Here is a 25055-nt window from a genome sequence, read left to right as displayed (position 1 = left end):
CGTCCCGTTCCTCAAGGAGAGACCGCTCATGCGCTCGACGTTCAAGAACTTCCTCGGCACCGGGGGTGCGCAGCGTTTCGCGCTGCTCGGCATCCTGGTGCTCATCCTGCTGCTGTGCCTCATCGCCATCCCGGAGTTCCGCTCCTGGCGGCTGATCGCGAGCATGATCAACTCGCAGTCGATCATCCTGCTGCTCGCCCTCGTGGCCACGATCGTCCTGCGCACGGGCGGCTTCGATCTCTCGATCTCCCAGACCATGGTCGGCAGTGCGGCGCTCACGATCGTGCTCATCAAGGCCGACGTGCCGCTCGCCGTCGCCATCCCGCTCGCCATCGTGCTCGGCGCCGCCGTCGGAGCACTGAACGGCCTGCTCGTCGTGGGCATCGGCGTCGACTCCTTCGTGACGACCCTCGGCTCCTACTCGGCACTCGCCGGCTTCGCCTACCTCGTCACCAACTCCAGCATCGTGGCCGGCGTGCCGCCCGAGCTCGTCAACGCGGTGCGCTCCGAGGTGCTGGGCATCCCGCTGGTCACCTGGTACGCCTGGATCCTCGCGCTCGTGCTGTGGTTCGTGTACCAGCGCACCCCGCTCGGCCGCTACATGCTCTTCGTGGGCGGCAATCCGGACGCGGCGCGCCTGGCCGGTGTCCGCGTGAAGGCTGTCCGGTTCGGTGCCTACCTCGCCTCCGGCGTGCTCTCGGCGCTCGTGGGCCTGATCTTCCTCGGCTACTTCGGAGCCGTCGACCCCGGGGTGGGCGGGCAGTACATGCTGCAGCCGCTCGCGGCGGCGTTCCTCGGCACCACGGCGATCGTGATCGGCCGCTTCAACGCGATCGGCACGGTCGTGGCGCTGTACCTGCTCATCGTGGGCATCACCGGGCTCCAGGTGCTCGGGGCGCAGACCTGGGTCACGAACGTGTTCTACGGCGTCGCCCTCATGGTCGCGGTGGCCGCGTCGAAGCTCGCCGGGCGCAAGCGGGCGCTGCGATGAGCGGCGACGCGGCCCTCGGTGGGTCAGGGGCATCGAGCGGGCTCGCGGCCCCGAGCGGCACGGTGGCGCTGCGTGTCGAGGGGCTCGAGAAATCGTTCGGAGGCGTGCGGGCGCTCCGCGGGGTCGACCTCGAGGTGAGGGCCGGGGAGGTGCACGCGCTCCTCGGCCAGAACGGGTGCGGCAAGAGCACGCTCGTCAAGATCCTCACGGGCGTGCACGCTCCGGATGCCGGCACGGCTTCGTTCTTCGGCGAGGAGCTCGCTCTGCCGGTGACCGATCCCGCCGGCTTCGGGATCGCCGTCATCCACCAGGACATCGGCCTCGCCGACACGATGACGGTGCTCGAGAACCTCGGCGTGACCGGTGGCTACGGAGCCCGACTGCTCGGCCCGGTACGGAACAGCCGGCAGCGGGCGCTCTTCACGCGACTGATGGAATCGATCGGCTTCGTGGTGCCCCTCGATGTCCTCGTGGCCGAGCTCAGCCCCGCCGAGCGGGCCATGGTGGGGATCCTGCGCGCCATGGCCCAGCTCGGTCACGACGGATCGGGTGGGCCCGGGCGCCATGTGTTCATCCTCGACGAGCCGACGGCCGCGCTCGGCCGGGAGGACTCCGAGCGGCTGCTCGCACTCATGCGCACCGTCGCCGACACGGGGGCCGCCGTGGTGTTCATCAGCCATCGCCTGAACGAGGTGCAGGAGGCCTGCGACCGGCTGACCGTCCTGCGCGACGGAGCCACCGTGCTCACCGGCGCCGTCGCCGACATCGACCGGCACGCCATCATCGCGAGCATGCTCGGCCGTGAGCTCGATGAGTTCTTCCCCGAGCCGCCCTCGGCCGACCCTCGAGAGGTGCGGCTGCGGCTGCGGGAACTCGACGGAGGCGTGCTGCGCCGGTTCGACCTCGAGGTGCGGGCGGGCGAGATCGTGGGCCTCACCGGTCTGGCCGGGATGGGGCAGGACGAGGTGCCCGAGATCCTCTCGGGGGCCCACCGCGCCGACTCCGGCCGGATCGAGGTCGACGGGCGGGTGCTCGAGCTCCGTGAGCCCCAGGATGCCATCGGGGCGGGCGTCGTCGTGGTGCCAGGCAATCGCCTGCGGGACGGCTGCTGGGTGGCCGCGACGGCGGAGGAGAACGTGACGCTGCCCGTGCTGCGGCGCTTCTCGAGCGCTTTCGGCCTGCGTTCTCGGGCGGAGCGCTCGGCCTCCCGTGCCTCGCTCGAAGGGGTGGGGCTGCGACCGCTCGCCCCTGAGCGCCCGATGTCGAGCTTCAGTGGCGGCAATCAGCAGAAGGTCGTCTTCGCCAAGTGGCTGCAGCTGGATCCCGGAGTGCTCGTGCTGCACGAGCCCACTCAGGGCGTCGACGCCGGAGCCGCGAAGGAGCTCCTCGACCAGGTCGTCGCGCGGGCGGAAGCAGGAGCGGCGGTGCTCGTGATTTCGGGCGACCACGAGCAGCTCGTCGAGATCTGCCACCGAGTCGTGGTCCTGGGCGACGGCACGACGCTGGCCGACATCCCCCGAGCCCGCCTCTCGGAGCAGGCCCTCCTGGCAGCCAGCTCCCAGTAGTTCAGCCAGCCAGCAGCTTCGTCAGGCGCTGCAGCGACGCCGGCTCCGCCGTGCCGAGGGGCTGGGCGAAGAGGCTCACGCGGAGCTCCTCGAGGAGCCAGCGGGCGCGGACGAGCGCGTCGGGGGAGTGCGGGGCGAGGGGCAGGCGGCCGCCGGCGTCGGTGTAGCGGGCCGTGGCGGTCTGCACCTCGGTCATCCACGCGCGGTCCCGAGCCGGGTTGTCGGGGAGCTTCTCGAGGCGGTAGACGATCGCCGCGAGGTACCGCGGCAGGTGCTCGAGCCGGGCGAGACCCGTCTCGCTGATGAAGCGGGGGCGCACGAGCGCACCGAGCTGCTCCCGGGCATCGCTCACGGCCGGCAGGAGCGCCATGCTCGAGGTCTTCTTCAGGGCCCGGTCGACATCCCGAGCGGCGGTCAGGATGCGCAGGACCGTCGCGATCGTGTGGTCCAGCAGCGGCAGCACCGCTTTCGACAGCCGGTCGCGCACGGCCTCGAACTCGGCCGCCGTCCAGACGAGGCCATCCGGATGCAGCGCGAACAGCGCCTCGTCGGCGCACGCCGCCATGGCGTCGTCGAAGAGCGCGTTAACGTTCTGGTACGGGCTCGTGGCGAGCAGGAGCTTCTCGTTCTGGGTGAGGTGCTCCCGCACATACGAGGCCGGGCTCGGCACCGCGAGCAGGAGCAGCCGCCGCACACCTGTGGGCGTAATCTCGGACTGCTCCGCCGCCGTCGCCATCAGGCGCACCGAGACCGATGTCTTCTCGTCGACGAGCGCCGGATAGGCGCGGATCACTCCGCCGTGCTGCTCGGTGTCGACGAAGCGCGGCAGCTCACCGAGGTCCCAGGTGGTGATGCCAGAGCGCTCGGCGAAACCACCCGAACGACGAGCGCCCGCCGTGGCGATGCGCGACGCGACCGCAGGACCGGTGGGCGCCGGCCCGGATGACCCGGCCTTCCCGCGCGCGGCACCGGATCCCGCAGAGCCGCCAGACCCAGACCCGCCAGACCCAGACCCACCAGATCCAGACCCGCCAGATCCACCCCCCGCGGCCCCGCCCGCCTCACCACGGGACGCGCGCGCGATGCTCGCCCGGGCCGCATCCGCGAGCGACGCCTTCAGCGCCGCGAGATCCTTCCCGGCCCCCACGGTCGCCCCGCGCTCGTCGATCACCCGGAACGTCACCCGCAGGTGCTCGGGCAGCTTCTCCCGGTCGAAGTCGTCGCGGGTCACCGGCACGTGCGCGAGCTGCTTCATGAGCCCCGCGAGCTCGCCCAGGAAGTCGTCGCCGACGTCGTCGCCGAGCGCGTCGACGAGCCGCTCCGCCCAGTCGGTGGCCGGCACGAAGTTCACCCGCAGCCGCTTCGGCAGCGAGCGGATGAGCGCCGTCGTGAGCTCCCGCCGGAACCCCGGCACCTGCGACTCGAACGCCCGCTCCTCGAGCCGCGGCAGCAGTGCGAGCGGCACGGTCGCCGTCACACCGTCGTCATCCGACCCCGGCTCGAAGCGGTAGCGCAGCGCCAGCCGCTGGTCGCCCTGCTGCCACTGCGCGGGGAACTCGGTCTCGTCGACCTCCGGCGCACCCTCGGGCAGCAGCGTCTCGAGGGTCATCGTGAGGAGCTCGGGGTCGTCGTGCCGAGCCTTCTTCCACCACCCCTCGAAGCTCCGCTGCGAGACCACGTCGCGCGGGATGCGGGCCTGGTAGAACTCGAACACGGCCTCGTCGTCGAGCAGGATGTCGCGCCGCCGCGACCGCTCCTCGAGCTGCTCGAGATCGCGGCGGAACTCCCGGTTGGCCCGGTCGAACGCCTGCTGCGACTCCCACTCGCCCTCCACGAGCGCGTGCCGGATGAAGAGCTCCCGCGCGTACTCGGGATCGATCCGCGCGAACTGCACCCGCCGCCGCGCCACGAGCGGCACCCCGAAGAGCGTCACCCGCTCGTAGGCCACGGCCGCGCCCTGCTTCTTCTCCCAGTGCGGCTCGGAGTAGCTGCGCTTCAGCAGGTCACCGGCGAGCGGCTCCGCCCAGGTGGGGTCGATCGCCGCGTTCATGCGCGCGAAAAGGCGGCTCGTCTCCACGAGCTCGGCGCTCATGACGGCCGCCGGCTGCTTCTTGGCGAGGGCCGACCCCGGGAAGATCATGAACCGCGTCTGCCGGGCACCCACGTAGTCGCGCTTCGCCTGGTCGCGCAGGCCGATCTGCGAGAGCAGGCCCGACAGGATCGACTTGTGGATGCCATCCGGGTTCACCGCGGGCTCACCGATGGTGAGACCGAGCGGCTTGGCGAGCTGGCGCAGCTGGCGGTAGACGTCCTGCCACTCGCGGATGCGCAGGTAGTTGAGGAACTCGGCCTTGCACAGCCGCCGGAACGCGCTCGACGAGAGCTCGCGCTGCTTCTCCTCCAGGTAGTTCCAGAGGTTCAGCAGGGTCAGGAAGTCGCTCGACTGGTCGGCGAACCGCGCGTGCAGCTCGTCGGCGCGGCCGCGCTTCTCGAGCGGGCGCTCCCGCGGATCCTGGATCGTGAGGCCGGCCACGATCGCGAGCACCTCGCGGCTCGTCCCCGTGCGCTTGGACTCGACCACCATGCGGGCGAACCGCGGCTCGATCGGCAGACGGGCGAGATCGCGGCCCACGGCGGTGAGCCGGGGCAGCGCATCCTTCGACTCGGGGGTGCGCAGGGCGTTCAGCTCGGTGAGGAGGTCGACGCCGTCCTTGATGCCGCGCGAGTCCGGCGGCTGCAGGAACGGGAACGCGGCGACGTCGCCGAGCCCGAGCGAGATCATCTGCAGGATGACGGCTGCGAGGTTCGTGCGCAGGATCTCGGGGTCGGTGAACTCGGGGCGCCGCGTGTAGTCCTCCTCCGAGTAGAGGCGGATGGCGATGCCGTCGCTCGTGCGGCCAGACCGGCCGGAGCGCTGATTGGCGCTCGCCTGCGAGATCGGCTCGATCGGCAGTCGCTGCACCTTCGAGCGCACCGAGTACCGGCTGATGCGCGCCGTGCCGGAGTCGATCACGTACTTGATACCGGGCACCGTGAGGCTCGTCTCGGCCACGTTGGTGGCGAGGATGACGCGACGCCGGATGCCCGGGGTCGACGAGCGCTGGAAGACCCGGTGCTGGTCGGCGGCGCTGAGCCGGCCGTAGAGCGGCAGCACCTCCACGCCGTTGCCGGTCGACGCGCTGCGGGAGGCGTACTTGCCGCGCAGGGCGTCCTCGGCGTCCCGGATCTCGTTCTCACCGGAGAGGAAGACGAGCACGTCGCCCGGAGCCTCGCGCTCGAGCTCGTCGAGCGCCTCGCCAATGCCTTCGAAGAGGTCCTTGGGCTCGCGCTCGCCGGAGCCGGAGCCCCCGGATCGCGGCCTGCCGGCCGGACGCGCGTCGACGTCCTCGTCGCCGTCGTCGCCGTCCGCATCCGGAGCCAGGGGCCGGTACCGGATCTCGACCGGGAACGTGCGCCCCGAGACCTCCACGATCGGTGCCGGAGTCCCATCGGCCGCGGCGAAGTGCCGCGCGAAGCTCTCGGGGTCGATCGTGGCGCTCGTGATGATGAGCTTGAGGTCGGGGCGCCTCGGCAGCAGCTGCTTGAGGTAGCCGAGCAGGAAGTCGATGTTGAGGCTGCGCTCGTGGGCCTCGTCGATGATGATCGTGTCGTACCGGCTGAGCATCCGGTCGTGGTTCATCTCATTGAGCAGGATGCCATCGGTCATCAGCTTGATGCGGGTGGCGGCGCTCGCGCGGTCGGTGAACCGCACCTGGTAGCCGACGAGACCGCCGACCTCCTGGCCGAGCTCCTCGGCGATGCGCTCCGCGATCGTGCGGGCGGCGAGTCGGCGGGGCTGGGTGTGCCCGATGTTCTCGCGGCCGAGCTCGAGGCAGATCTTCGGCAGCTGCGTGGTCTTGCCCGAACCTGTGGCACCGGCCACGATCACGACCTGGTGGTCGCGGATGGCGTCGGCGATGTCGTCCTTCCTCTGGCTGACGGGCAGCTCGGGAGGGAAGACGATGCGCAGCGGGGAGGTCTCGGACATGAGCCCTCCATCGTACGACGATCACCGCACCCTGCGGGCGCCCCTCGCCCCCTTTCACCCCCACCACCCCCACCCGCTCGTGAGTCGCGCCGAAGTGTCGTCATAGGGCGCCGACGGCCCGGAATGGGAGCACTTGGACGCGACTCAGCAGAAGGTGGGCGGGGTGGGGTGGTGGGGCGGGGTGGGGTGGAGCGGGGAAGCGGGAGGGTCAGGCGGGGAGGGGGCAGGAGAGGGTGAAGGCCGCGAGCTCGGCGGCCATGGGGGCCGGCTCCCAGGAGTGCCAGGCGCCGGCGACCTCCTTCTCGACCGCCTGGGGCATGGCGCCCACGACGAGCGAGGCGGCCGTGCGCATCACGGGGAAGGTCTCGGTGCCGTACATCGTGAGGACCGGCACCCGGATGCGCGCGAGGTCGCCCTGGGCGAGCGCCCGCGTGGCCCAGACGAGCGACTGGCCGTCGGCCCGGAGGGTGCGGGCCGCCTGCACGATGGCCGGCCACGCGGGTGACCCGCTGGCCTGGGCCAGGAACTCCGGCGGCATGTCGCGCATGTACTGGCGCTGGGCGGACTCGAGGTCTCCCGCGTCGAGCAGCCGCTCGAACTCCGCGATCCAGGCTGCCGTGTCGTCGGCGTCGTCGGTGAGCGGGAACTCCCACAGCGCGAGCCCGTTCACGGGCAGCCCCGCCGCCGCGGCGGCCACGGCCAGGGAGCAGCCCGAGGAGTGGCCGCAGAGCACGGCGGGGGTGCTCGCGTTGCCGGTGGCGGCCTCGATGGCGGCACGGATGGCGGCGAGCTCGCGGTCGAGATCGAGCAGGCCGTCCGCCTCGCTCTCGCCCCGGCCGAGGCGGTCGAACACGAGGGTGGTGAGGCCCTCGCGGGCGGCGAGCTCGGCGGTCTCGGTGGTGATGGGGTCGCCCGCGCGGAACGGCCCGGCACCGGCGATGAAGACTAGGGCGGGGCCCTCCCCGTAGCGGTCGAAGGCGAGGCGGTCGCCGCGGGCGGTGGTGGTGAACTCGGTCATGCCACCGAATGTAGCCGCGCCCTCCGATCGCGTCGAGGGCCGGTGAGGTCGAGGGTCGGTCGGGTCGAGGGTCGGTGAGGTCGAGGGCCGGTCGGGTCGAGGGTCGGTGAGGTCGAGGGCCGATCGGGTCGAGGAGCAGGCGCATAGTCGAGCGCAGGCCGATAGTCGAGGCCGGGGCGCCGGGCCGGAGGCAGGCGTATCGTCAGCGGGGTGACGACGAGTGAGACGACCCGCACCTTCGGCGAGGCCTGGGCGAGCTGGCAGACCGCGCGGCTCCGCGCGGCGACGGCGCCCTACGGCCTCGCCTCCCTCGTGGCGACGAACTGGCTCTCGCCCGCGCCGCAGCGACTCGAAGGGCTGCCCGGCACGTGGCGGCTCGAGGAGGGCGAGATCGTGGGCGAGGGGCTACCGGGGTCCGCCGACATCCACCTCGCGGAGGGCGGTGAGCTCGAGCTCGGTCGGCTGCTCCTCCGCCACCACCGGCGCGACGACGAGGTGGCGCTGCGGGTGCTCGACGCCGACGCGCCGGACCGTGCCGCCGTGGCCGGCATCGACGCCTTCCCGCCCGACCCCGCCTGGGTGCTGACCGGTCGCTTCGAACCGGCCGCCGACGGATCGAGCGTCGACATCCACGAGATCGACGGCTACGTCGAGAGCTACGCGCTCGCCGGAACCGTGCACCTGCGGCTCGGCGGCGAGGAGGTCGCCCTGCTCGCGACCGGCGCCCGATCCGGGATGCAGGTCGTCTTCAGCGACAGCACGAGCGGCGGCGAGACCTACCGCTTTCGCTTCCTGCGGCTGAAGGCCCAGGACGGTGCCGGTGACGGCGCCGGTGATGGAGACCGCGACGGTGACGGAGACGGCTCGCAGCCGATCGAGGTCGACTTCAACCGCGCCTACCTGCCGCCCTGCGCCTTCGCCGACTTCTACCTCTGCCCCATGCCCGCCCCGCAGAACCGCCTCCCGGTGGCGGTGCGGGCCGGTGAGAAGACCGTCGACCGCCTGCCGGAGGAGCCCGCCCGATGACCAACCGCCTCGCCGACGCCGTCAGCCCCTACCTCCGCTCGCACGCCTCGAACCCCGTCGACTGGTACCCGTGGGGCGAGGAGGCCTTCGCCGAGGCGCGCCGCCGCAACGTCCCCCTGCTCGTCTCGATCGGCTACTCCACCTGCCACTGGTGCCACGTGATGGCGCGCGAGAGCTTCGCCGATCCGGTGCTCGCCGAGCGCCTCAACGCGCGGTTCGTGGCGATCAAGGTCGACCGGGAGGAGCATCCGGAGGTCGACTCGGTCTACCTCACCGCCGCGGGGGCCTTCACGCCCAACCTCGGCTGGCCGCTCAACGTGTTCGTGACACCGGAGGGCCGGCCCTTCTACGCGGGGACGTACTGGCCGCCGGTGCCGGTCGACGGGCATCCGGCGTTCTCGCAGGTGCTCGACGCGGTCGACGAGGCGTGGACGGCCCGGCACGAGGAGGTCGTCGACACCGCCGAGCGGCTCGCGGCGGCGATCGCGGGGGCCGTGGGGTCGGGGGCCGCCCGGTCTGGATCAGACGGGGGAGCGGATACGCTGCCCGACGCCGCGACGATCTCCACCGCGGTCGACGGCCTGCTCGCGCACGAGGACCGCGAATACGGCGGCTTCGGCGACGCCCCCAAGTTCCCCATGGCCCCGGTGCTCGGCCTGCTGCTCGAGCTGCCTGGTGCAGCCCGCTCCGTCGCGCACCGCGCCCTCACCGCGATGGCGCGCTCCGAGCTCCGCGATCCGGTCGAGGGCGGCTTCTTCCGCTACGGCACCCGCCGCGACTGGAGCGAGCCCCACTACGAGCGGATGCTCTACGACAACTCCCTGCTCCTGGATGCGTACACGACGGCGTGGGCGCAGACGGGCGACGAGCTGCTGCGCGAGACGGCCGAGGGCATCGCCCGCTACCTCGTGGAGGGCCTCCAGCTCCCTTCCGGCGGCTTCGCGTCGGCGCAGGACTCCGAGAGCACCGTCGACGGAGCCCGCACCGAGGGCGGCTACTACCGCCTCGACGCCGCCGCCCGGGCACGCCAGACCCCGCCCGCACTCGACGAGAAGGTGCTCGCCGGCTGGAACGGCCTCGCCATCGGCGCCCTCGCCCACGCCTCCTTCGCCCTCGACCACCCCGAGTGGATGCTCGCGGCCCGGCACGCCGCCGACCACCTCCTCGCCCTGCACGTCGTCTCCGCCGGCGACGGCTCGACCCGCCTGGTGCGGGCCTCGATCGCCGGCCGCCTCTCGTCGGCCGCCTCCACCCCCGAGGACTACGGCCTGCTCGCCGAGGGACTCCTGCGGCTCGCGGCCGTCACGGGCTCGGCACGCTACGCCGAAGCGGGCCGGACGCTCGTGCAGGCGCTCGTCGACTCCGGCTTCCGGGCCCCGGGCGGCGGCGATCCGGTGCTCGCGGCCCAGGGCCTCCTCGTCGAGCTCGACCCCTCCGAGGCCGCCTACCCCTCGGCCACGAGCGCCACGGCCTCGGCGCTCCTGCTGCTGCACGGCCTCACGGGCGAGGGCCGCCACCGCGAGGCCGCCCGCGAGCTCCTCGCCCCGCTCGCGGCCCAGGCCCTCGCGCAGCCCATCTCGTTCGGCCGCACGCTGCAGCTCATCGCCTCGTTCGGGCGCCCCGAGGAGCAGCTCGTGCTCCTCGAGCCGGATCCCGTCGCCGCCGTCGACCCGGGGCCCGCCGATCCCGCCGGCAAGGCCGATGCCGCCGGCGAGGCCGAGGCCGCCGCAGGCCCCGAGGCCGTCGAGCTCCGCGCCGCCGTCCGCCGCCGCACGGGCGCGCTCGTCGCCGTCGCCACCGACTCCCAGGCGCGCCTGCTCGCCGACGCCGGCTTCGCCCTCTTCGCCGACCGCTCCACCCGCGACGCCCGCCCCACCGCCTACCTCTGCCACGACTTCGTCTGCCGCCTCCCCACCACCACCGCCGACGGCCTCGCCGGCTGAGCCGGCTGACCCGACTGAGCAGGCTGACCCGCTCGTGCACGGGCCTTGATCAGGCAGCTCTGCCAGAATGGAGTCAAGGCCGCAGAGCGGCCTCCGGACGAGGGCGCAGTACCCGGAGAGCGACAAGACTGACCACGTAGGAGTCAGTCATGTCCTGGATCATCCTGATCGCATCCGGTGTTCTCGAAGCCGTCTGGGCCACCGCCCTCGGCCGCTCGGAGGGCTTCACCAAGCTCTGGCCGACCGTGATCTTCGCCGGCGGCCTCCTGGCGAGCATGGCCGGTCTCGCCTTCGCCCTCCGCACCATCCCGGTCGGCACGGGCTACGCCGTCTGGGTCGGGATCGGGGCCGCGCTCACCGTGGGCTACGGCATGGCCTTCGGCGGGGAGTCGTTCTCGATCGTCAAGATGCTGCTCGTGCTCGGCATCGTCGCTTGTGTCGTGGGCCTGAAGCTCCTACACTGATCCGGCCCCGCGAATCCGCGGAGCCCGCCCGCGCGCATCGCGTGCAGCGCACCAGCCAGACCAGTCAGACCAGCCAGAGCAGTGAGAGGACGCATCGTGACGTATCGCAACGACCGACAGCAGCGCCTCCTTCTCGAGCGCAACACGATCATCGACGCGGTGCACCTGGCCTGATCGCCCGGCCCTTCCGGCCCGGCAGCCCAGCCCCGCACCCGTCGAGGTCCGGGGCTTCTTCGTCGTCCGCGACGGGCCCACCGCCTCCTGCCCGCGCGGTCAGGGCGCCCCGGACGAGGGCCCGTGAAGAACAAGCACACAGAGAGAAAGGATCATGGAGAAGATCACCGATCGCCTGTACTCCTGGGCGAGCATCCTCGACGAGAACGCGCGCGCGCAGGCCGTCACCACCTCCACCATGCCGTTCGTGTTCCCGCACCTGGCCCTCATGCCGGATGCGCACCTCGGACTCGGCGCGACCGTCGGCTCGGTCATCCCCACGCTGGGAGCCATCATCCCGGCGGCGGTGGGAGTCGACATCGGCTGCGGCATGATCGCAGTGAAGACGCAGTACACGCGCGCAGACCTCGCGAAGCGCGCCGCCACCGACCCGAAGGGGCTCGCGGAGCTCCGCGAGCAGATCGAGCGCGCCATCCCGCTCTCGGCGGGAGGGGTGAACCGCAAGGTCGTCGAGACGGCCGAGCCGCGCATCCGCGAGCTCGAGGAGCTCGCCGAGGCGGCCGGGTTCGATCCGGATGCCCGTGCCAAGCGGTGGCGGCTGCAGCTGGGCTCGCTCGGCTCCGGCAACCACTTCATCGAGGTGTCGGCCGACGAGACCGACGCCATCTGGCTGTTCCTGCACTCGGGCAGCCGGGGCGTGGGCAACCGGATCGCGCAGCACCACATCGAGATCGCCCGCGCCCACGCGAAGAAGAACTGGATCGAGCTGCCGGACCCCGACCTCGCCTACCTCGTGGAGGAGACGCCGGAGTTCGACGCCTACATCGCCGAGCTGCGCTGGGCCCAGCACTACGCCCTGCTGAACCGCGAGGAGATGATGGACCGGGTCGTGCGCCAGGTGTCGGAGTGGATGGGGGAGCCGGTCGCCGAGCGCGAGCGGATCAACTGCCACCACAACTTCACGGAGCAGGAGAAGCACTTCGGCAAGGAGGTGTGGGTCTCCCGGAAGGGCGCCATCATCGCCACCGACGGCGCCCCTGGCCTCATCCCGGGGTCGATGGGCACGGCCTCGTACGTCGTGGAGGGCGCGGGCAACCCGATGGCGCTGAACTCCTCTCCGCACGGTGCGGGGCGGGAGTACTCGCGGTCGCGGGCCCGCAAGACCTTCACGCACGACCAGCTGAGGGAGGCGATGACGGGGATCGAGTTCCGCGACACCGACGCCTTCATCGACGAGATCCCGCAGGCCTACAAGCCGATCGACCGCGTGATGGAGGATGCGCGCGACCTCGTGCGCATCCGGCACACGCTGCGTCAGCTCGTCAACGTGAAGGGCGACTGACCACACCGCTGACACGGTTCCCGGACCGTGTCAGCGGTGCGTCAGCGTGACGTCGGCGTCGTGTCTGCGCCCCCGCGCAGAGTGGGGACATCCACGATGAAAGGACGTCCTCCATGACGCATTCCAGCGACTGGGCCGTCGAGGCCCACGGCCTCGTCAAGGTCTTCGGCGACAACCGGGCGGTCGACGGCGTCGACCTGAGCGTGCGCACGGGCACCGTCTACGGCGTGCTCGGCCCGAACGGCGCCGGCAAGACCACCACCATCCGCATGCTCGCGACCCTGCTGAAGCCCGACGGCGGTGACGCGACCGTGTTCGGCCACGACATCCGCCGCGAGCCCCAGATCGTGCGGCAGCTGATCGGAGTCACCGGCCAGTACGCGAGCGTCGACGAGACCCTCTCGGCCACCGAGAACCTCATGCTCTTCTCCCGGCTCAACGGCCTCAGCCGCGCGGATGCCCGGCGCAAGTCGAGCGAGCTGCTCGAGGAGTTCGGGCTCAGCGAGGCCGCCACCCGGCCGCTGAAGAAGTTCTCGGGCGGCATGCGGCGCCGGCTCGACCTGGCCGCGAGTCTCATCTCGCAGCCGCCCCTGATCTTCCTCGACGAGCCCACCACGGGCCTCGACCCGCGCACCCGATCGCAGATGTGGGACACCATCCGCCGGCTGGTGGCCACCGGTTCGACCGTGCTCCTCACCACCCAGTACCTCGACGAGGCCGACCAGCTGGCCGACCGCATCGCGGTGATCGACCGCGGCATCGTCGTGGCCGAGGGCACGGCCGGCGAGCTCAAGGCCTCGGTCGGCACCTCGTCGCTCCTCCTCCGGCTCGCGGATGCGGGCTCGCTCGAGCGAGCCCGTCACGCCATCCTCGACGTGCTCGGCGTCGAATCGGTGCTCACCCCTGAGGCCGGCCGCATCACCGCTCCGATGAGCGACCCCGACTCGGTCACCGACCTGCTGATCCGCCTGCGCGCCGACGGGATCGCGATCGAGGAGCTCTCGGTGCAGCAGCCCACCCTCGACGAGGTGTTCCTCGCCCTGACCGGCCACCCGGCCGACGACGAGGCGCCCTCGCCCGATGGCACCTCGCCCGATGGCACCTCACCCGATGGCTCCGCACCTGGCGCGCCCGGCGCATCCGGAACCGCCTCGACCCCCGAACTGGAGACCGCACGATGACCGCACTGACCATCACCCCCGGTGCCTCACGCACCCTCAAGAACCACGTGGGCCTCGCTCAGACCGTGCGGAACTCGTTCAGCATGGCCGGTCGCGGGCTCATCAAGATGCGTCGCACCCCCGAGCAGCTGATCGACGTGACGGTGCAGCCGATCATCTTCACGCTCATGTTCACCTACATCTTCGGCGGCGCGATCGCGGGGAGCGTGGCGGACTACCTGCCGCTTCTGATCCCCGGGATCCTCGTGCAGACGGTCGTCACCACGAGCGTCGTCACGGGCGTGCAGCTGCGGGAGGACATGGACAAGGGGGTCTTCGACCGCTTCAAGTCGCTGCCGATCGCCCGCATCGCCCCGCTGGCCGGAGCCCTGCTGGCCGACACTGTGCGCTACGCCATCGCCACCACGCTCACCTTCGCGATGGGCTTCGCACTGGGCTACCGCCCCGAGGGCGGGCTCGGCGCGGTGGTGCTCGCCGGCCTCCTCGTGATCGTCTGCTCCTGGGCGATCAGCTGGATCTTCGCGTTCTTCGGCGTCATCGCCCGGAGTGCCGCGAGCGTGCAGGGCATCTCTTTCCTCGTGCTCTTCCCGCTGACGTTCCTCTCGAACGCCTTCGTGCCGGTCGACACGCTGCCGCCCTTCCTGCAGTGGTTCGTGAACGTCAACCCGGTGTCGCACCTCGTCACCGCCGTCCGCGATCTGGCGAACACGGCGACCTTCGGCGGCGACGCCTGGATCTCGCTCCTCGGCGCGGCGATCATCGTGGCGGTCTTCGCCCCGCTGACGGTGCGGGCCTACATGAAGAAGGCCTAGTCCCTCCAGCCCCACGACCACGGCCCGGGTGTGCGCAGCAGAGCTGCGACACGCTCGGGCCGCTCGGGGTGGGGCACGAGGGCGGCGGATGCGCGGGCCGAGAGCACGGCGGGCTCTCCGAGCGAGTCGGCGAAGCGGGCGCGCAGCGGGGCGAGGTGGAGCCCCGGATTGTCCTGGCGGGCGCCCATCAGCTCGGCCAGCGCGAGGAGCTCGGGCGCGGCGGCCCGGAGGCCGGGCTCCGTGCTCTCGGCCGCCCAGGTGGCGAGGCCGATGACCGAGGAGCCGAGGACCGGGTTGTCGGTGAAGCCCGCGGCGAGACGGAGGCCCGCCAGCACGCGGGACCGGAGCCGCCGAGCGAGGGCCCGGGTCTCGCCTGGTGCGTCCGTGCCGTCGACGACGAGCGTGGCGAGGACGCTCGAGAGGATCATCTGGTACCACGGGGAGCCCTTGGTCCTCGGCACCCGGAACGACGAGAGCACGAGGCGGTTCGCCTCTGCCGCCTCGGCCGCGAGGCCTCGGGCTCGCAGCACCTCGGCGCGACCGGCGAGGCCGATCGAGACGATGTCCACGCCGTCCGCCTGGCCCGGGGTCGTCGCCAGCTCCTCGAACACGCGGCTCGCCTCGTCGAGGTGCCCGAGGGCGAGCTCGTTCACCGCGATCATCCAGTCGAGCTGGCGCAGGTCCTCGAGGGCGGCGATGCGCTCCATCCCCTCGCGGCTCCGCCTCGCCCAGCGGAGGGCCTCGGCGGGCTCGGCGCTCTGGCTGTGCAGCTGGGCGAGCAGCTGGGCGGCCGAGGCGGTGCCCCACGTGTCGCCCACCGATTCGGCGATCGTCACCGCACGCCGGGCCAGGGCCTCGGCATCGCGCGGGCGGCCCGCGTTCTCGGCCGCGGCTGCGCCGGCGAGGCAGCCGAGCAGTGCCGCCTGGGGGTCGCGGTAGGACTGCAACCGGTCGATCACTGCGAGCACGCGGTCCATGGCGCCCAGCGCGAGCAGGAGGGAGCTCATCGCGAGCAGGCGCGGGGTATCGGGGTTCGCCGTGGTCTCGTCGCCCACGCCACTGGTCCTGTCGCTGCCGGCGCGCGCCGCGAGCGTCTTCCGCAGCTGCGACAGCACCACGGCGAACCGACGGTCGCCCGCCGAGAGCAGGCCGATCCCCGCGAAGACGAGAGTCCAGGCGAGCGCCTCGAGCCGGTCCGGATCCGGGCGGTACCGCCGCACGGTGTCGAGCACGGGCAGGGCGAACGCCACCACCTCGGTCGGTGTGCTCCGCAGGATCCAGTGGTTGGCGAGCAGCGGGAAGACACCGGAGACGATGTCGGGGTGCTCGGCGGCGATCGCGCGGCGCAGCTGGTCGATGAGGTTGTCCTCCTCGAGTCCCACCACCGCGAACACGTCCACCTGGCGGGGACCCGTGAGCTGCGGCTGCAATGCCCGTCCCGTCTCGTCGGCCCAGGCGAAGAGGGCGTCCTGCGCGGCAGCGCTCTCCGCACGGCGCTCGAGCTGCAGCCGACCGAACTCGCGCACCGTCTCGAGCATCCGGAACCGGACGCCGCCACCCGAGGATGCGGGCAGCTCGGAGACGGTCACGAGCGACTGGGCGACGAGCGAGTCGAGGGCGTCGTCGACGGCGTCGTCGACGGCATAGTCGATCGTGTCGGCCGGTATCGCTTCCCCTGCGCCGGTTCCCGCCCGCCTGCCGGTGGCCGCCGCTGCGCTCCGCACGACGGCACGGGCCGCCTCGGCGCTGAAGCCGTCGGCGAACTCGGAGAGCACCGCGAGCGCGCGCTGCTCGTCGGAGTCGAGCAGGTTCCAGCTCCACTCGATCACGGCCAGCAGCGTGCGATGCCGCTCGGGAGCGCTGCGGTCACCCCCGGTGAGCAGCGAGAACCGGTTGCCGAGGCGGCGCTCGACCTCGTCGAGCGACATCGACCGGATGCGTGCCGCGGCGAGCTCGATGGCCAGCGGCAGGCCGTCGAGGCGCTCGCAGAGCCGCGCCACGACGTCGCGGGGAAGGGCGGCGCCGGGTCGAGCTGCGGTCGCGCGGTCGACGAAGAGCTGCACGGCAGGATCGTCCGCGTCGTCGTCGCCCCCGGCCCCATCCGGCACCTCGGCACGGGAGCTGCCGAGCGGCTGCAGGGCGTAGACCCGCTCGCTCGAGAGCGCCAGCGCGGTGCGGCTCGTGGCGAGCACGCTCAGCTGCGGCAGCTCGGCGGTGAGGGCGGCGATCCACTCCGCCGCGGCGTCGACGAGGTGCTCGCAGTTGTCGACCACGAGCAGCGTGGGCTGCTCGGCGAGTCGATCGAGGATGCGCGTGCGCAGGTCGGCGCGCACGACCTGATCGCCCATCCGTCGTGACGTCGCGCCCTCGCGGATGCCGAGAGCGGTCGCCAGCGCGATCACCACGTCGTCGGCGTCGCGCACACTCGCGAGCTCGACCACCACCACGAACGGGAAGCGCTCGAGCGCCCGCTCGGCGACCTCGTGCGCCAGCCTCGTCTTGCCGAGGCCGCCCGGGCCGAGGATCGTGGTCACCCGCGCCTCGTCGAGCGACCGCAGCACAGCGGCCACGGCGGATTCCCGCCCGATCAACGCGTTCGGCGCCGCCCGGATGCCGCGCCCGACGCCGCGCCGAGCGTCGCGCCCAGCACCGGGGCGCCCGCGCATCCGCTCTGCTGCCCGCTCGTTCTCCGGCGCGCTCGCCCGCTCCTCCGTCTGTGCGGAAGTGCCGTCCCGGTCGAGCAGCTCGAGATGCAGCGCCTGGAGCTCGGGGGAGGGACTCGTGCCGAACGCGTCCTGCACCCGGGCGCGGAACTCCGCGAACTGGGCCACCGCATCCGTCGACCGCCCGAGCGCGTCGAGCGCCCGCATGAGCAGGAGCTGGGCGCTGTCGTCGTAGGGCGACCCGGCGACCAGCCGGCGCGCGATCTCCTCGCCCTCCGCGGCCTCGCCTCTGGCAAGGGCCGCCGAGGCCGCCGTCGTCTCGAGCGAGCGCCGCAGCCTGGATGCCCGCTCTGCCAGCTCGTCGGCGACGGCCCCCGGCGCGAGGTCGGCACCGGGATCGCCGCGCCACAGCGCGAGCGCTGACCGTGCGGCGCGGTCGGCCTCCTCGACGTCGCCCCGCGCGAGGGCATCGCGACCGGCGGCGGCGGCCTCCGAAGCCGCTCCCAGATCGGTCTCCTCGGGGCGGACCCCGAGCCGGTAGCCCGAGGTCGTCGACTCGATCAGCTCGCTCCCGTGGGCGCTGCGGGCGCGCGACACCAGCGCCTGGAGTGCACCGCGGGCGTCGCCGGGAGGATCGTCGCCCCAGATGTCGTCGCGGAGCGCCTCCCCCGACACGGCGCGCGGTGCGGCGAGGGCGAGCGCGGCGATCAGACCCTTGGCGCGCGCGCCCGACGGCTCCACCCAGACGCCGTCACGCCAGACGGCCACGGGACCGAGCACGCCGACGCGCCTGGCGCGCATCTCGGGCGCTGCGGCCACCGCTCCACTCACCCTGCCGAGCCTACTGACCGCCGAGGAGCCCCGGCTCAGGCCGCCTCACGAGAGCAGCTCGACCGCGGCGAGCGAGAGCACGGCGATGAGGGCCCAGGATGCCAGTCCCACCACGAGGGCGCGCCACCCGGTGCGCGCGAGCTGGGCGAAACGGATCCCCGTGCCCAGCGCGAAGAGCGCGAGGCCGAAGAGCGCGGTCTGCAGCACGTCGGCCGTCTCCAGGATGACGTTGGCGGCACCCGTCCCGACGCCGGATGCGCCTCCGCCCACGAGCGGCAGCAGGAACGAGCGCACCAGCACGGCCGCCACGAATCCCAGCACGAACAGCGGCACGATCGCCGGCCGCTTCCCGGGCTCGGGAGCGTCCGCACCGGCCGACCGGCGGTCGGAGCGCCGCTGGAGGAGGCCGACGGTCGCCACCATCGGCGCCAGGGTCAGCACCCGCGTGAGCTTCACCACGACGGCGGCGGCGAGTGCGGCCGGCCCCGCGATCTGAGCCGTCGCGACGACCTGCCCCACGTCGTGCACGCTCAGCCCCACCCACAGCCCGAACTCCTCCGGCGACATCCCGAGCGGGATGGCCAGCACCGGCAGCACGGCGATCGCGAGCGTTCCGCAGAGGGTCACGAGGGCCACCGCCGTCGCCGCGTCCTCGTCCTTGCTGCGGGTCACGGCGCCCACGGCACCGATCGCGGAGGCTCCGCAGATGGAGAACCCGGCGGCGATGAGGATGGGCTGCGTGCCGGGCAGCCGCAGCCGGCGGCCGAGCGCCAGCGTGGCGAGGAACGTCAGCACGACGATCGCGACGATGACCCCGATGGTCGCCCAGCCCAGCCCGGCGATGTCGGAGAGGCTCAGCTTCAGCCCGAGCAGCACGATGCCGACCCGGAGCAGCGGCCTCGCCGCGAGGGCGAGACCGGGCTTCAGAACGCCGTCGACGTGCCGCCGGAGGGCCGGGATCTGCGCCACCACCACGCCGAGCACCACGGCGGCCGTGAGCATCGGCACGGCCGGCGCCGCCAGATGCACGGCGAACGCGACGACCGCGGCCGCTCCGGCGACGAGGACCCCGGGAACCCACGCCCCGGGCGCCCTCATCGCCAGCTCGGCAGCCAGTAGTGCAGGCTCAGGAACCAGGACGGCACGGGGATCGCCGTCCAGACGGGGTAGAACCACGCGGTCACGGCGAGGCACACCACGAGGAACGCGCCCACGATCCAGAGCGCACGCGTGCGCACGGCCCGCGGATCATCCCGGGAGCCGAGCGCGAGCCCGATCACGAACGTCAGCCCGAGGATCATGTAGGGCTCGAAGGCGATCGTGTAGAACTGGAAGATCGTGCGGTTGAGGTAGAGCAGCCACGGCAGGTAGCCGGCCACCATGCCCATGAGCACGAGCCCCACCTGCCACTCGCGCTTCCGCACCAGCCGATAGACCAGGTAGAACAGCGCGGCGGTGGCGCACCACCAGATGATCGGGTTGGCGATCGAGGTGATGTTCTCGTAGCAGATGGCGCTGCCGCAGGCGCTCGGGTCGACCTCGTTCACGTACATCTGGGTGGGCCGCACGAGGAAGAGCCAGCTGAACGGGTTCGACTGGTAGGGGTGCGGCGAGTTCTCACCCACGTGGTAGTTGTAGACGGCCACCTCGAGGTGCCAGAAGTTTTGGATCGGCAGCGGGACCCACGAGAGCGCCCCCGTCCACTGACCCCCCGTGTCCTCGGCCCAGGTGCGGTACATGCCGCCGGTGGTGGCGAACCAGCCGGCCCAGGTGGAGAGGTAGGTCAGCACGGCGACGGGCACGAGCAGCACGAACGTGGCGGGCGCCTGCTTGAGGATGGCGGCGCTGAACCAGAACGGGATGCCGAGCCGCCGGCGGGCGAGCGCGTCGACCACCACGAGGTAGAGCCCGAAGGCGGCCAGGAAGTACAGGCCGGACCACTTCACCGACGAGGCGAGCCCGAAGGCCACGGCGGCGGCGAGCACCCACGGGCGGTTCCACAGCACGGGGCCCCAGGAGGGCGGAACGGCCCCGGCCTCGGGATCGGCGGAGAGGTCAGACGGCTGCCGCGTGCGCGCCGCGACGGCCGCCGCCAGCCGGGTGGCGTGCCACTCGCGATCCAGCAGCACCGCCCCGAAGCCGAGCAGCAGGAACAGCGCCGAGATGCCGTCGAGGATGGCCACGCGGCTCATCACGATGGCGTGCCCGTCGATGGCGAGCAGGAACCCCGCGATCACGCCCAGGAGCGTGGAGTGGAAGAGCTTCGTGGCGATGAGCACCGTCACGAGCACGAGCAGGATGCCGCAGAGCGCCACGGCGATGCGCCAGCCGAACGGGTCGTCGGCGCCGAACAGGGCCATCCCGGCCCCGATGATCCACTTGCCGAGGGGCGGATGCACGGCGAACGATCCGGTGGTCTGGAAGATGTCGGTGACGCCCGCGTTGAACTGCAGGTCGGCGTCGCCCGGCCAGGTGGCCTCGTAGCCGAGGTTCCAGGTGGTCCAGCCGTCTTTCACGTAGAACGTCTCGTCGAACACGAGGGTTCCCGGATGCCCGAGGTTCACGAGGCGCAGCACGGCCGCGAGCAGGGTGACCGCGATCGGCCCGCCCCAGCGCCACAGCCGCTCGCGCACCGGGGTGCTCATGAGGCGCAGCCACCAGTCGTCGAGACGTGAGCCGGTGGGGTCGGCGGCCACGGTCTTCTGCTGGCCGGTCGTCACCTCTGTGCTCACCGGGCAATGCTAACGGGCGAGCGCGGGCGAGGTGGGAGACTGGGCGGCATGCTCATCCTCGCGGCCACGCCCATCGGAAACCTCAAGGATGCGTCGGTGCGGCTCGTCGAGGTGCTCGAGGCCGCCGAGGTGGTCGCCGCCGAGGACACCAGGGTCACCGCGAAGCTCCTCAGGGGCCTGGGTGTCGAGAACCGCCCGCGGCTGCTGCCGCTGCACGAGCACAACGAGCGCGAGCGCGCCGGCGCCCTCGTCGAGATGGCGCGCGAGGGCGACCTCGTGCTGCTCTCGGATGCCGGCATGCCGACGGTCTCGGACCCGGGCTACCAGCTGGTCTCCGCCGCGATCGAGGCGGGGGTCGACGTGACCGTCATCCCCGGGCCCTCCGCGGTGGTCACCGCGCTCGCCCTCTCCGGCCTGCCGACCGACCGCTTCACCTTCGAGGGCTTCCTGCCACGCAAGCACGGCGAGCGGGCCTCCGCCTACCGGGCGCTCGCCCGGGAGGCGCGCACGATGGTGTTCTTCGAGTCGCCCAACCGGCTCGCGGAGTCGCTCACCGACCTCGCGGCCGAGCTCGGCGCCGACCGCCGGGTCGTGGTGGTGCGCGAGCTCACGAAGCTCTACGAGGAGGCGAAGCGCGGCACCGCCACCGAGCTCGCCGAGTGGGCCGCCGGGGGAGTGCGGGGCGAGATCTGCATCGTGGTCGCCGGCGCCACCGCTCTCGAGGTCTCGGACGAGACGGGCATCGCCCAGGTGCTCGAGCTCGTCTCCGACGGCTACCGGCTGAAGGATGCGGCGGCGGCGATCGCCGAGGCCACCGGGCTCTCGAAGCGCACGCTCTACGAGGGCGCCCTGGCCGCCCGCCGCCCGTAGAGCCCCCGTCACACGGCGTCGGCGCGAGGCCCCGGCCTTTAGGATGGAGACCATGTCCGACGGCTCGTTCTACATCACCACGCCGATCTTCTACGTGAACGACGTGCCCCACATCGGGCACGCCTACACCGAGGTCGCCGCCGACGTGCTCGCGCGCTGGCACCGCCAGGCGGGTGACGACACGTGGTTCCTCACCGGCACCGACGAGCACGGCCAGAAGATCCTGCGCACCGCTACCGCCAACGGCGTGAGCCCCCAGGAGTGGGCCGACAAGCTCGTGGCGGAGTCGTGGCAGCCGCTGCTCGAGACCATCGACATCTCCAACGACGACTTCATCCGCACCACCGAGGAGCGGCACGAGAAGAACGTGCAGCTCTTCCTGCAGCGCCTCTACGACGCCGGCTACATCTACACCGGCGAGTACGAGGGCTACTACTGCGTGGGCTGCGAGGAGTACAAGCAGCTCTCCGACCTCGTCGACGGCACGGGGCAGTACGAGGGGCAGCTGGTCTGCGCCATCCACTCCAAGCCGGTGGAGCTGCTGAAGGAGCGCAACTACTTCTTCCGCATGAGCGACTTCACCCAGCGCCTGCTCGACCTCTACGAGGAGCGCCCCGAGTTCGTGCAGCCCGCGAGCGTGCGCAACGAGATCGTCGCCTTCGTGCAGCGCGGGCTCACCGACCTGTCGATCTCGCGGCAGACCTTCGACTGGGGCGTCAAGGTGCCGTGGGACGAGTCGCACGTGGTCTACGTGTGGTTCGACGCCCTTCTCAACTACGCCACCGCCGCGGGCTACGGGTCGGACGACGAGAAGTTCGAGCGGCTCTGGCCCGCCACCCACATCGTGGGCAAGGACATCGCGCGCTTCCACGCCGTCATCTGGCCCGCCATGCTCATGGCCGCAGGCCTCGAGGTGCCCAAGCAGGTCTTCGGCCACGGCTGGCTGCTCGTCGGCGGCGAGAAGATGTCGAAATCGAAGCTCACCGGCATCGCGCCCGAGCAGATCACCGACACCTTCGGGTCGGACGCGTTCCGCTACTACTTCATGCGCGCCATCAGCTTCGGCCAGGACGGCTCGTTCTCCTGGGAGGACCTCGCGGCCCGCTACCAGGCGGAGCTCGCCAACGGCTTCGGCAACCTCGCCTCGCGCGTCGTCGCCATGGTCACCCGCTACTTCGACGGCGTCATCCCCGCCGTCGTCGAGAGCGCCGTGACGGATGCGGAGCGCGCCATCCAGCAGACCGAGCGCCGCGTCACCCAGGCCGCCGACGCCGCCATCGAGCGCGTCGCCGTGCACGAGGCGATCGCGCGCATCTGGGAGCTCGTCGACGAGCTCAACGGCTACATCACCGTGCAGGAGCCCTGGGCGCTGTCGAAGGATCCGGCGAACGCCGAGCGCCTCGCCGTCGTGCTCGGCACGGCCGTCCGCGGTCTCGGCACGCTCGCCGTGCTGCTCTCGCCCGTCGTGCCCGAGGCCTCGGCCAAGCTCTGGACCGCCCTGTCGGGAGACGGCGCCGTCGCCGACCAGCCGATCCGCTCGGCCTTCGAGTGGACGGGCGGTGACCGCGTGCAGCCCCTCGAGGCGCTCTTCCCGCGCATCGAGGTGGAGGCCACGGCGTGACGATCCCCGAGGGGCAGCCGGCGTTCCTCCGCGAGCGCGAGCCGTCCGACCGCACCGAGCAGGCCTACCCGCCGCTGCCCGAGGCGCTCGTCGTGCCCGTCTACGACAACCACACGCACCTCGAGATCGCGCACGGAGCCGATCCGATCGACTACCACGAGCAGCTCGACCGGGCCTCGGCCGTCGGCGTGCGCGGGGTCGTGCAGGTGGGCACCGACCTCGAGACCTCGCGCTGGTCGGCCGAGCAGGCGGCCAGGGAGCCGCGCATGCTCGCCGCCGTCGCCATCCACCCGAACGAGGCGCCGGAGTACGACGCGGCCGGTGGGCTCGACGACGCGCTCGCCGAGATCGCCGACCTCGCGAGCTGGCCGCGGGTGCGTGCCGTCGGTGAGACCGGGCTCGACTTCTACCGCACGGGTGAGGCCGGCCTCGCGGCGCAGTACCGCTCGTTCGAGGCGCACATCGAGATCGCCAAGGAGAACGGCATCGCGCTGCAGATCCACGACCGGGATGCGCACGCGGAGGTCATCGCCACGCTGCACCGGGTGGGCGCGCCTGAGCGCACGGTCTTCCACTGCTTCTCGGGCGACGCCGAGCTCGCCGCGATCTGCGCGGAGAACGGCTGGTACATGTCGTTCGCCGGCAACGTGACCTTCAAGAACGCGGGCAACCTGCGCGAGGCGCTCGAGGTGGCACCGCGGGCGCTGCTGCTGGTCGAGACGGATGCGCCCTACCTCACGCCGATGCCGTTCCGGGGCCGGCCGAACGCCCCGTACCTGGTGCCGCACACGCTGCGGGCCATGGCCGCGCACCTCGGCACCGACGTGTCGATGCTCGCGGCGCAGATCTCGTCGAACTCGGAGCTCGTCTACGGCCGCTGGGACGACGAGCCGGTGCAGGCCTCGTGACCGACTCCGCGTCGACCGGGGTCTCCCTGCTGGGGCCGGCCGAGATCCGGGATCTGGCCGGCATGCTCGACCTGACGCCCACGAAGAAGCTCGGCCAGAACTTCGTGATCGACGCCAACACGGTGCGGAAGATCGTGCGGGTCGCCAAGGTCGAGGCGGGCGACGTGGTCGTCGAGGTGGGCCCGGGGCTCGGCTCGCTCACGCTCGGCCTCCTCGAGGCCGGTGCCTCGGTGGTGGCGGTGGAGATCGACCACCGGCTGGCGGAGCAGCTGCCGCTCACGGTGTCGCAGCTGGCGCCGGCGGCGAAGCTCACGGTGATCCGGGAGGACGCGCTGCGCATCCGGTCGCTGCCGGACGAGCCGTCTCGGCTCGTGGCGAACCTGCCCTACAACGTCTCGGTGCCCGTGCTGCTGCACCTGCTCGAGCACTTCCCGGGCATCCGCTCGGGGGTCGTCATGGTGCAGGCGGAGGTCGGCCACCGGCTCGCGGCGGACCCGGGCTCGAAGGTCTACGGCTCGCCGAGCGTGAAGGCCGCCTGGTACGGCGAGTGGCGGACGGCCGGGCAGGTGTCGCGGCAGGTGTTCTGGCCGGTGCCGAACGTTGACTCGGTGCTCGTGGGCTTCGAGCGCGTGGGCACGGGGCTCGACACCGAGGAGCTGCGGGTGCGCACCTTCGAGATCGTCGACGCCGCCTTCGGCCAGCGCCGCAAGATGCTCCGGCAGGCGCTCTCGGAGCTCTTCGGCTCCTCCCAGGCCGCGATCGCCGTGCTCGAGGCGGCGGGCATCGCGCCCACGGCCCGCGGCGAGTCCCTCACGGTGCACGACTTCCTCGCGGTGGCGCGAGCCTCCCTCGGGGCCGCGGCTCCTGCCGCTGAGTAGCAAGTACTC

General features: G+C 72.1%; 17 protein-coding genes and 1 riboswitch. Of the genes, 12 read left to right on the top strand and 5 right to left on the bottom strand.

What is annotated here, in order from left to right; translation table 11 throughout:
• Positions 1-28: 28 nt before the first annotated feature.
• Both Q0D57_RS01575 and Q0D57_RS01570 read left to right on the top strand, forming a co-directional pair.
• Complete coding sequence (locus Q0D57_RS01575; RefSeq protein WP_291037051.1) at positions 29-991, top strand: ABC transporter permease; 963 nt, start codon at positions 29-31, stop codon at positions 989-991.
• The gene (locus tag Q0D57_RS01570; protein ID WP_291037049.1) at positions 988-2556 is read left to right on the top strand and encodes a sugar ABC transporter ATP-binding protein; all 1569 of its coding nucleotides are present in this window, start codon (positions 988-990) and stop codon (positions 2554-2556) included. Before Q0D57_RS01575 ends, Q0D57_RS01570 begins: the two co-directional genes overlap by 4 nt.
• A gap of 1 nt (position 2557) precedes the next feature.
• Here Q0D57_RS01570 and hrpA read toward each other — a convergent pair whose 3' ends face one another.
• Together hrpA and Q0D57_RS01560 are read right to left on the bottom strand one after the other, a co-directional pair.
• Positions 2558-6583 carry an ATP-dependent RNA helicase HrpA gene (gene hrpA, locus Q0D57_RS01565; protein ID WP_291037047.1) on the bottom strand — a complete coding sequence of 1342 codons (4026 nt, stop codon included), beginning with the start codon at positions 6581-6583 and terminating at the stop codon, positions 2558-2560.
• A 208-nt stretch (positions 6584-6791) separates the two neighbouring features.
• Positions 6792-7601 (bottom strand): alpha/beta hydrolase, encoded by an 810-nt coding sequence (locus tag Q0D57_RS01560; protein ID WP_291037045.1) that lies wholly within the window; start codon positions 7599-7601, stop codon positions 6792-6794.
• Positions 7602-7811: 210 nt separating this feature from the next.
• Here Q0D57_RS01560 and Q0D57_RS01555 point away from each other — a divergent pair, with 210 nt between their 5' ends.
• The 6 genes from Q0D57_RS01555 (at position 7812) to Q0D57_RS01530 (ending at position 14543) form a co-directional block, all read left to right on the top strand.
• On the top strand, positions 7812-8627 hold the full coding sequence (locus tag Q0D57_RS01555) for a DUF1684 domain-containing protein (RefSeq protein ID WP_291037043.1): 816 nt from the start codon (positions 7812-7814) through the stop codon (positions 8625-8627).
• The gene (locus tag Q0D57_RS01550) at positions 8624-10570 is read left to right on the top strand and encodes a DUF255 domain-containing protein (protein ID WP_291037040.1); all 1947 of its coding nucleotides are present in this window, start codon (positions 8624-8626) and stop codon (positions 10568-10570) included. Before Q0D57_RS01555 ends, Q0D57_RS01550 begins: the two co-directional genes overlap by 4 nt.
• Before the next feature lie 73 nt (positions 10571-10643).
• Positions 10644-10706, top strand: a riboswitch (guanidine-III (ykkC-III) riboswitch).
• A 13-nt stretch (positions 10707-10719) separates the two neighbouring features.
• Positions 10720-11034 carry a multidrug efflux SMR transporter gene (locus Q0D57_RS01545; RefSeq protein ID WP_291037038.1) on the top strand — a complete coding sequence of 105 codons (315 nt, stop codon included), beginning with the start codon at positions 10720-10722 and terminating at the stop codon, positions 11032-11034.
• Between the two features lie 328 nt (positions 11035-11362).
• On the top strand, positions 11363-12550 hold the full coding sequence (locus Q0D57_RS01540; protein WP_291037036.1) for an RtcB family protein: 1188 nt from the start codon (positions 11363-11365) through the stop codon (positions 12548-12550).
• Positions 12551-12663: 113 nt separating this feature from the next.
• The gene (locus tag Q0D57_RS01535) at positions 12664-13731 is read left to right on the top strand and encodes an ATP-binding cassette domain-containing protein (protein WP_291037034.1); all 1068 of its coding nucleotides are present in this window, start codon (positions 12664-12666) and stop codon (positions 13729-13731) included.
• A complete protein-coding gene (locus tag Q0D57_RS01530) occupies positions 13728-14543 on the top strand; it encodes an ABC transporter permease (protein WP_291037032.1) in 816 nt (271 codons plus the stop codon). The genes Q0D57_RS01535 and Q0D57_RS01530 overlap by 4 nt, the downstream gene beginning before the upstream one ends.
• On the opposite strand, the gene Q0D57_RS01525 is transcribed toward Q0D57_RS01530, so the two are convergent.
• Genes Q0D57_RS01525 through Q0D57_RS01515 form a run of 3 tightly spaced genes read right to left on the bottom strand, consistent with a single transcriptional unit; the run spans position 14540 to position 20769 of the window.
• Positions 14540-18037 carry a BTAD domain-containing putative transcriptional regulator gene (locus Q0D57_RS01525; RefSeq protein ID WP_291037027.1) on the bottom strand — a complete coding sequence of 1166 codons (3498 nt, stop codon included), beginning with the start codon at positions 18035-18037 and terminating at the stop codon, positions 14540-14542. The two genes, Q0D57_RS01530 and Q0D57_RS01525, sit on opposite strands and share 4 nt — an antisense overlap.
• Positions 18038-18082: 45 nt before the next feature.
• On the bottom strand, positions 18083-19135 hold the full coding sequence (locus Q0D57_RS01520) for a putative sulfate exporter family transporter (protein WP_291037025.1): 1053 nt from the start codon (positions 19133-19135) through the stop codon (positions 18083-18085).
• On the bottom strand, positions 19132-20769 hold the full coding sequence (locus Q0D57_RS01515) for a phospholipid carrier-dependent glycosyltransferase (protein ID WP_291037023.1): 1638 nt from the start codon (positions 20767-20769) through the stop codon (positions 19132-19134). Before Q0D57_RS01515 ends, Q0D57_RS01520 begins: the two co-directional genes overlap by 4 nt.
• A 48-nt stretch (positions 20770-20817) precedes the next feature.
• Between Q0D57_RS01515 and rsmI the strand changes: the two genes are divergently transcribed.
• The 4 genes from rsmI (at position 20818) to rsmA (ending at position 25046) form a co-directional block, all read left to right on the top strand.
• Positions 20818-21639 carry a 16S rRNA (cytidine(1402)-2'-O)-methyltransferase gene (gene rsmI, locus Q0D57_RS01510; protein WP_291037022.1) on the top strand — a complete coding sequence of 274 codons (822 nt, stop codon included), beginning with the start codon at positions 20818-20820 and terminating at the stop codon, positions 21637-21639.
• A 52-nt stretch (positions 21640-21691) separates the two neighbouring features.
• Positions 21692-23260 (top strand): methionine--tRNA ligase, encoded by a 1569-nt coding sequence (metG, locus tag Q0D57_RS01505; protein ID WP_291037020.1) that lies wholly within the window; start codon positions 21692-21694, stop codon positions 23258-23260.
• Positions 23257-24168: a TatD family hydrolase gene (locus tag Q0D57_RS01500; RefSeq protein ID WP_291037018.1), complete on the top strand. Its 912-nt coding sequence runs from the start codon at positions 23257-23259 to the stop codon at positions 24166-24168. Before metG ends, Q0D57_RS01500 begins: the two co-directional genes overlap by 4 nt.
• A 62-nt stretch (positions 24169-24230) precedes the next feature.
• A complete protein-coding gene (gene rsmA / locus Q0D57_RS01495; protein ID WP_291037206.1) occupies positions 24231-25046 on the top strand; it encodes a 16S rRNA (adenine(1518)-N(6)/adenine(1519)-N(6))-dimethyltransferase RsmA in 816 nt (271 codons plus the stop codon).
• Positions 25047-25055 lie beyond the last annotated feature (9 nt).

Source organism: Herbiconiux sp. (genome assembly GCF_023264895.1).
In the GTDB taxonomy this organism is placed as follows: Bacteria; Actinomycetota; Actinomycetes; order Actinomycetales; family Microbacteriaceae; genus Herbiconiux.
The sequence above is the reverse complement of the archived record's forward strand: the minus strand, read 5'-3'. Positions and strand labels throughout refer to the sequence as shown.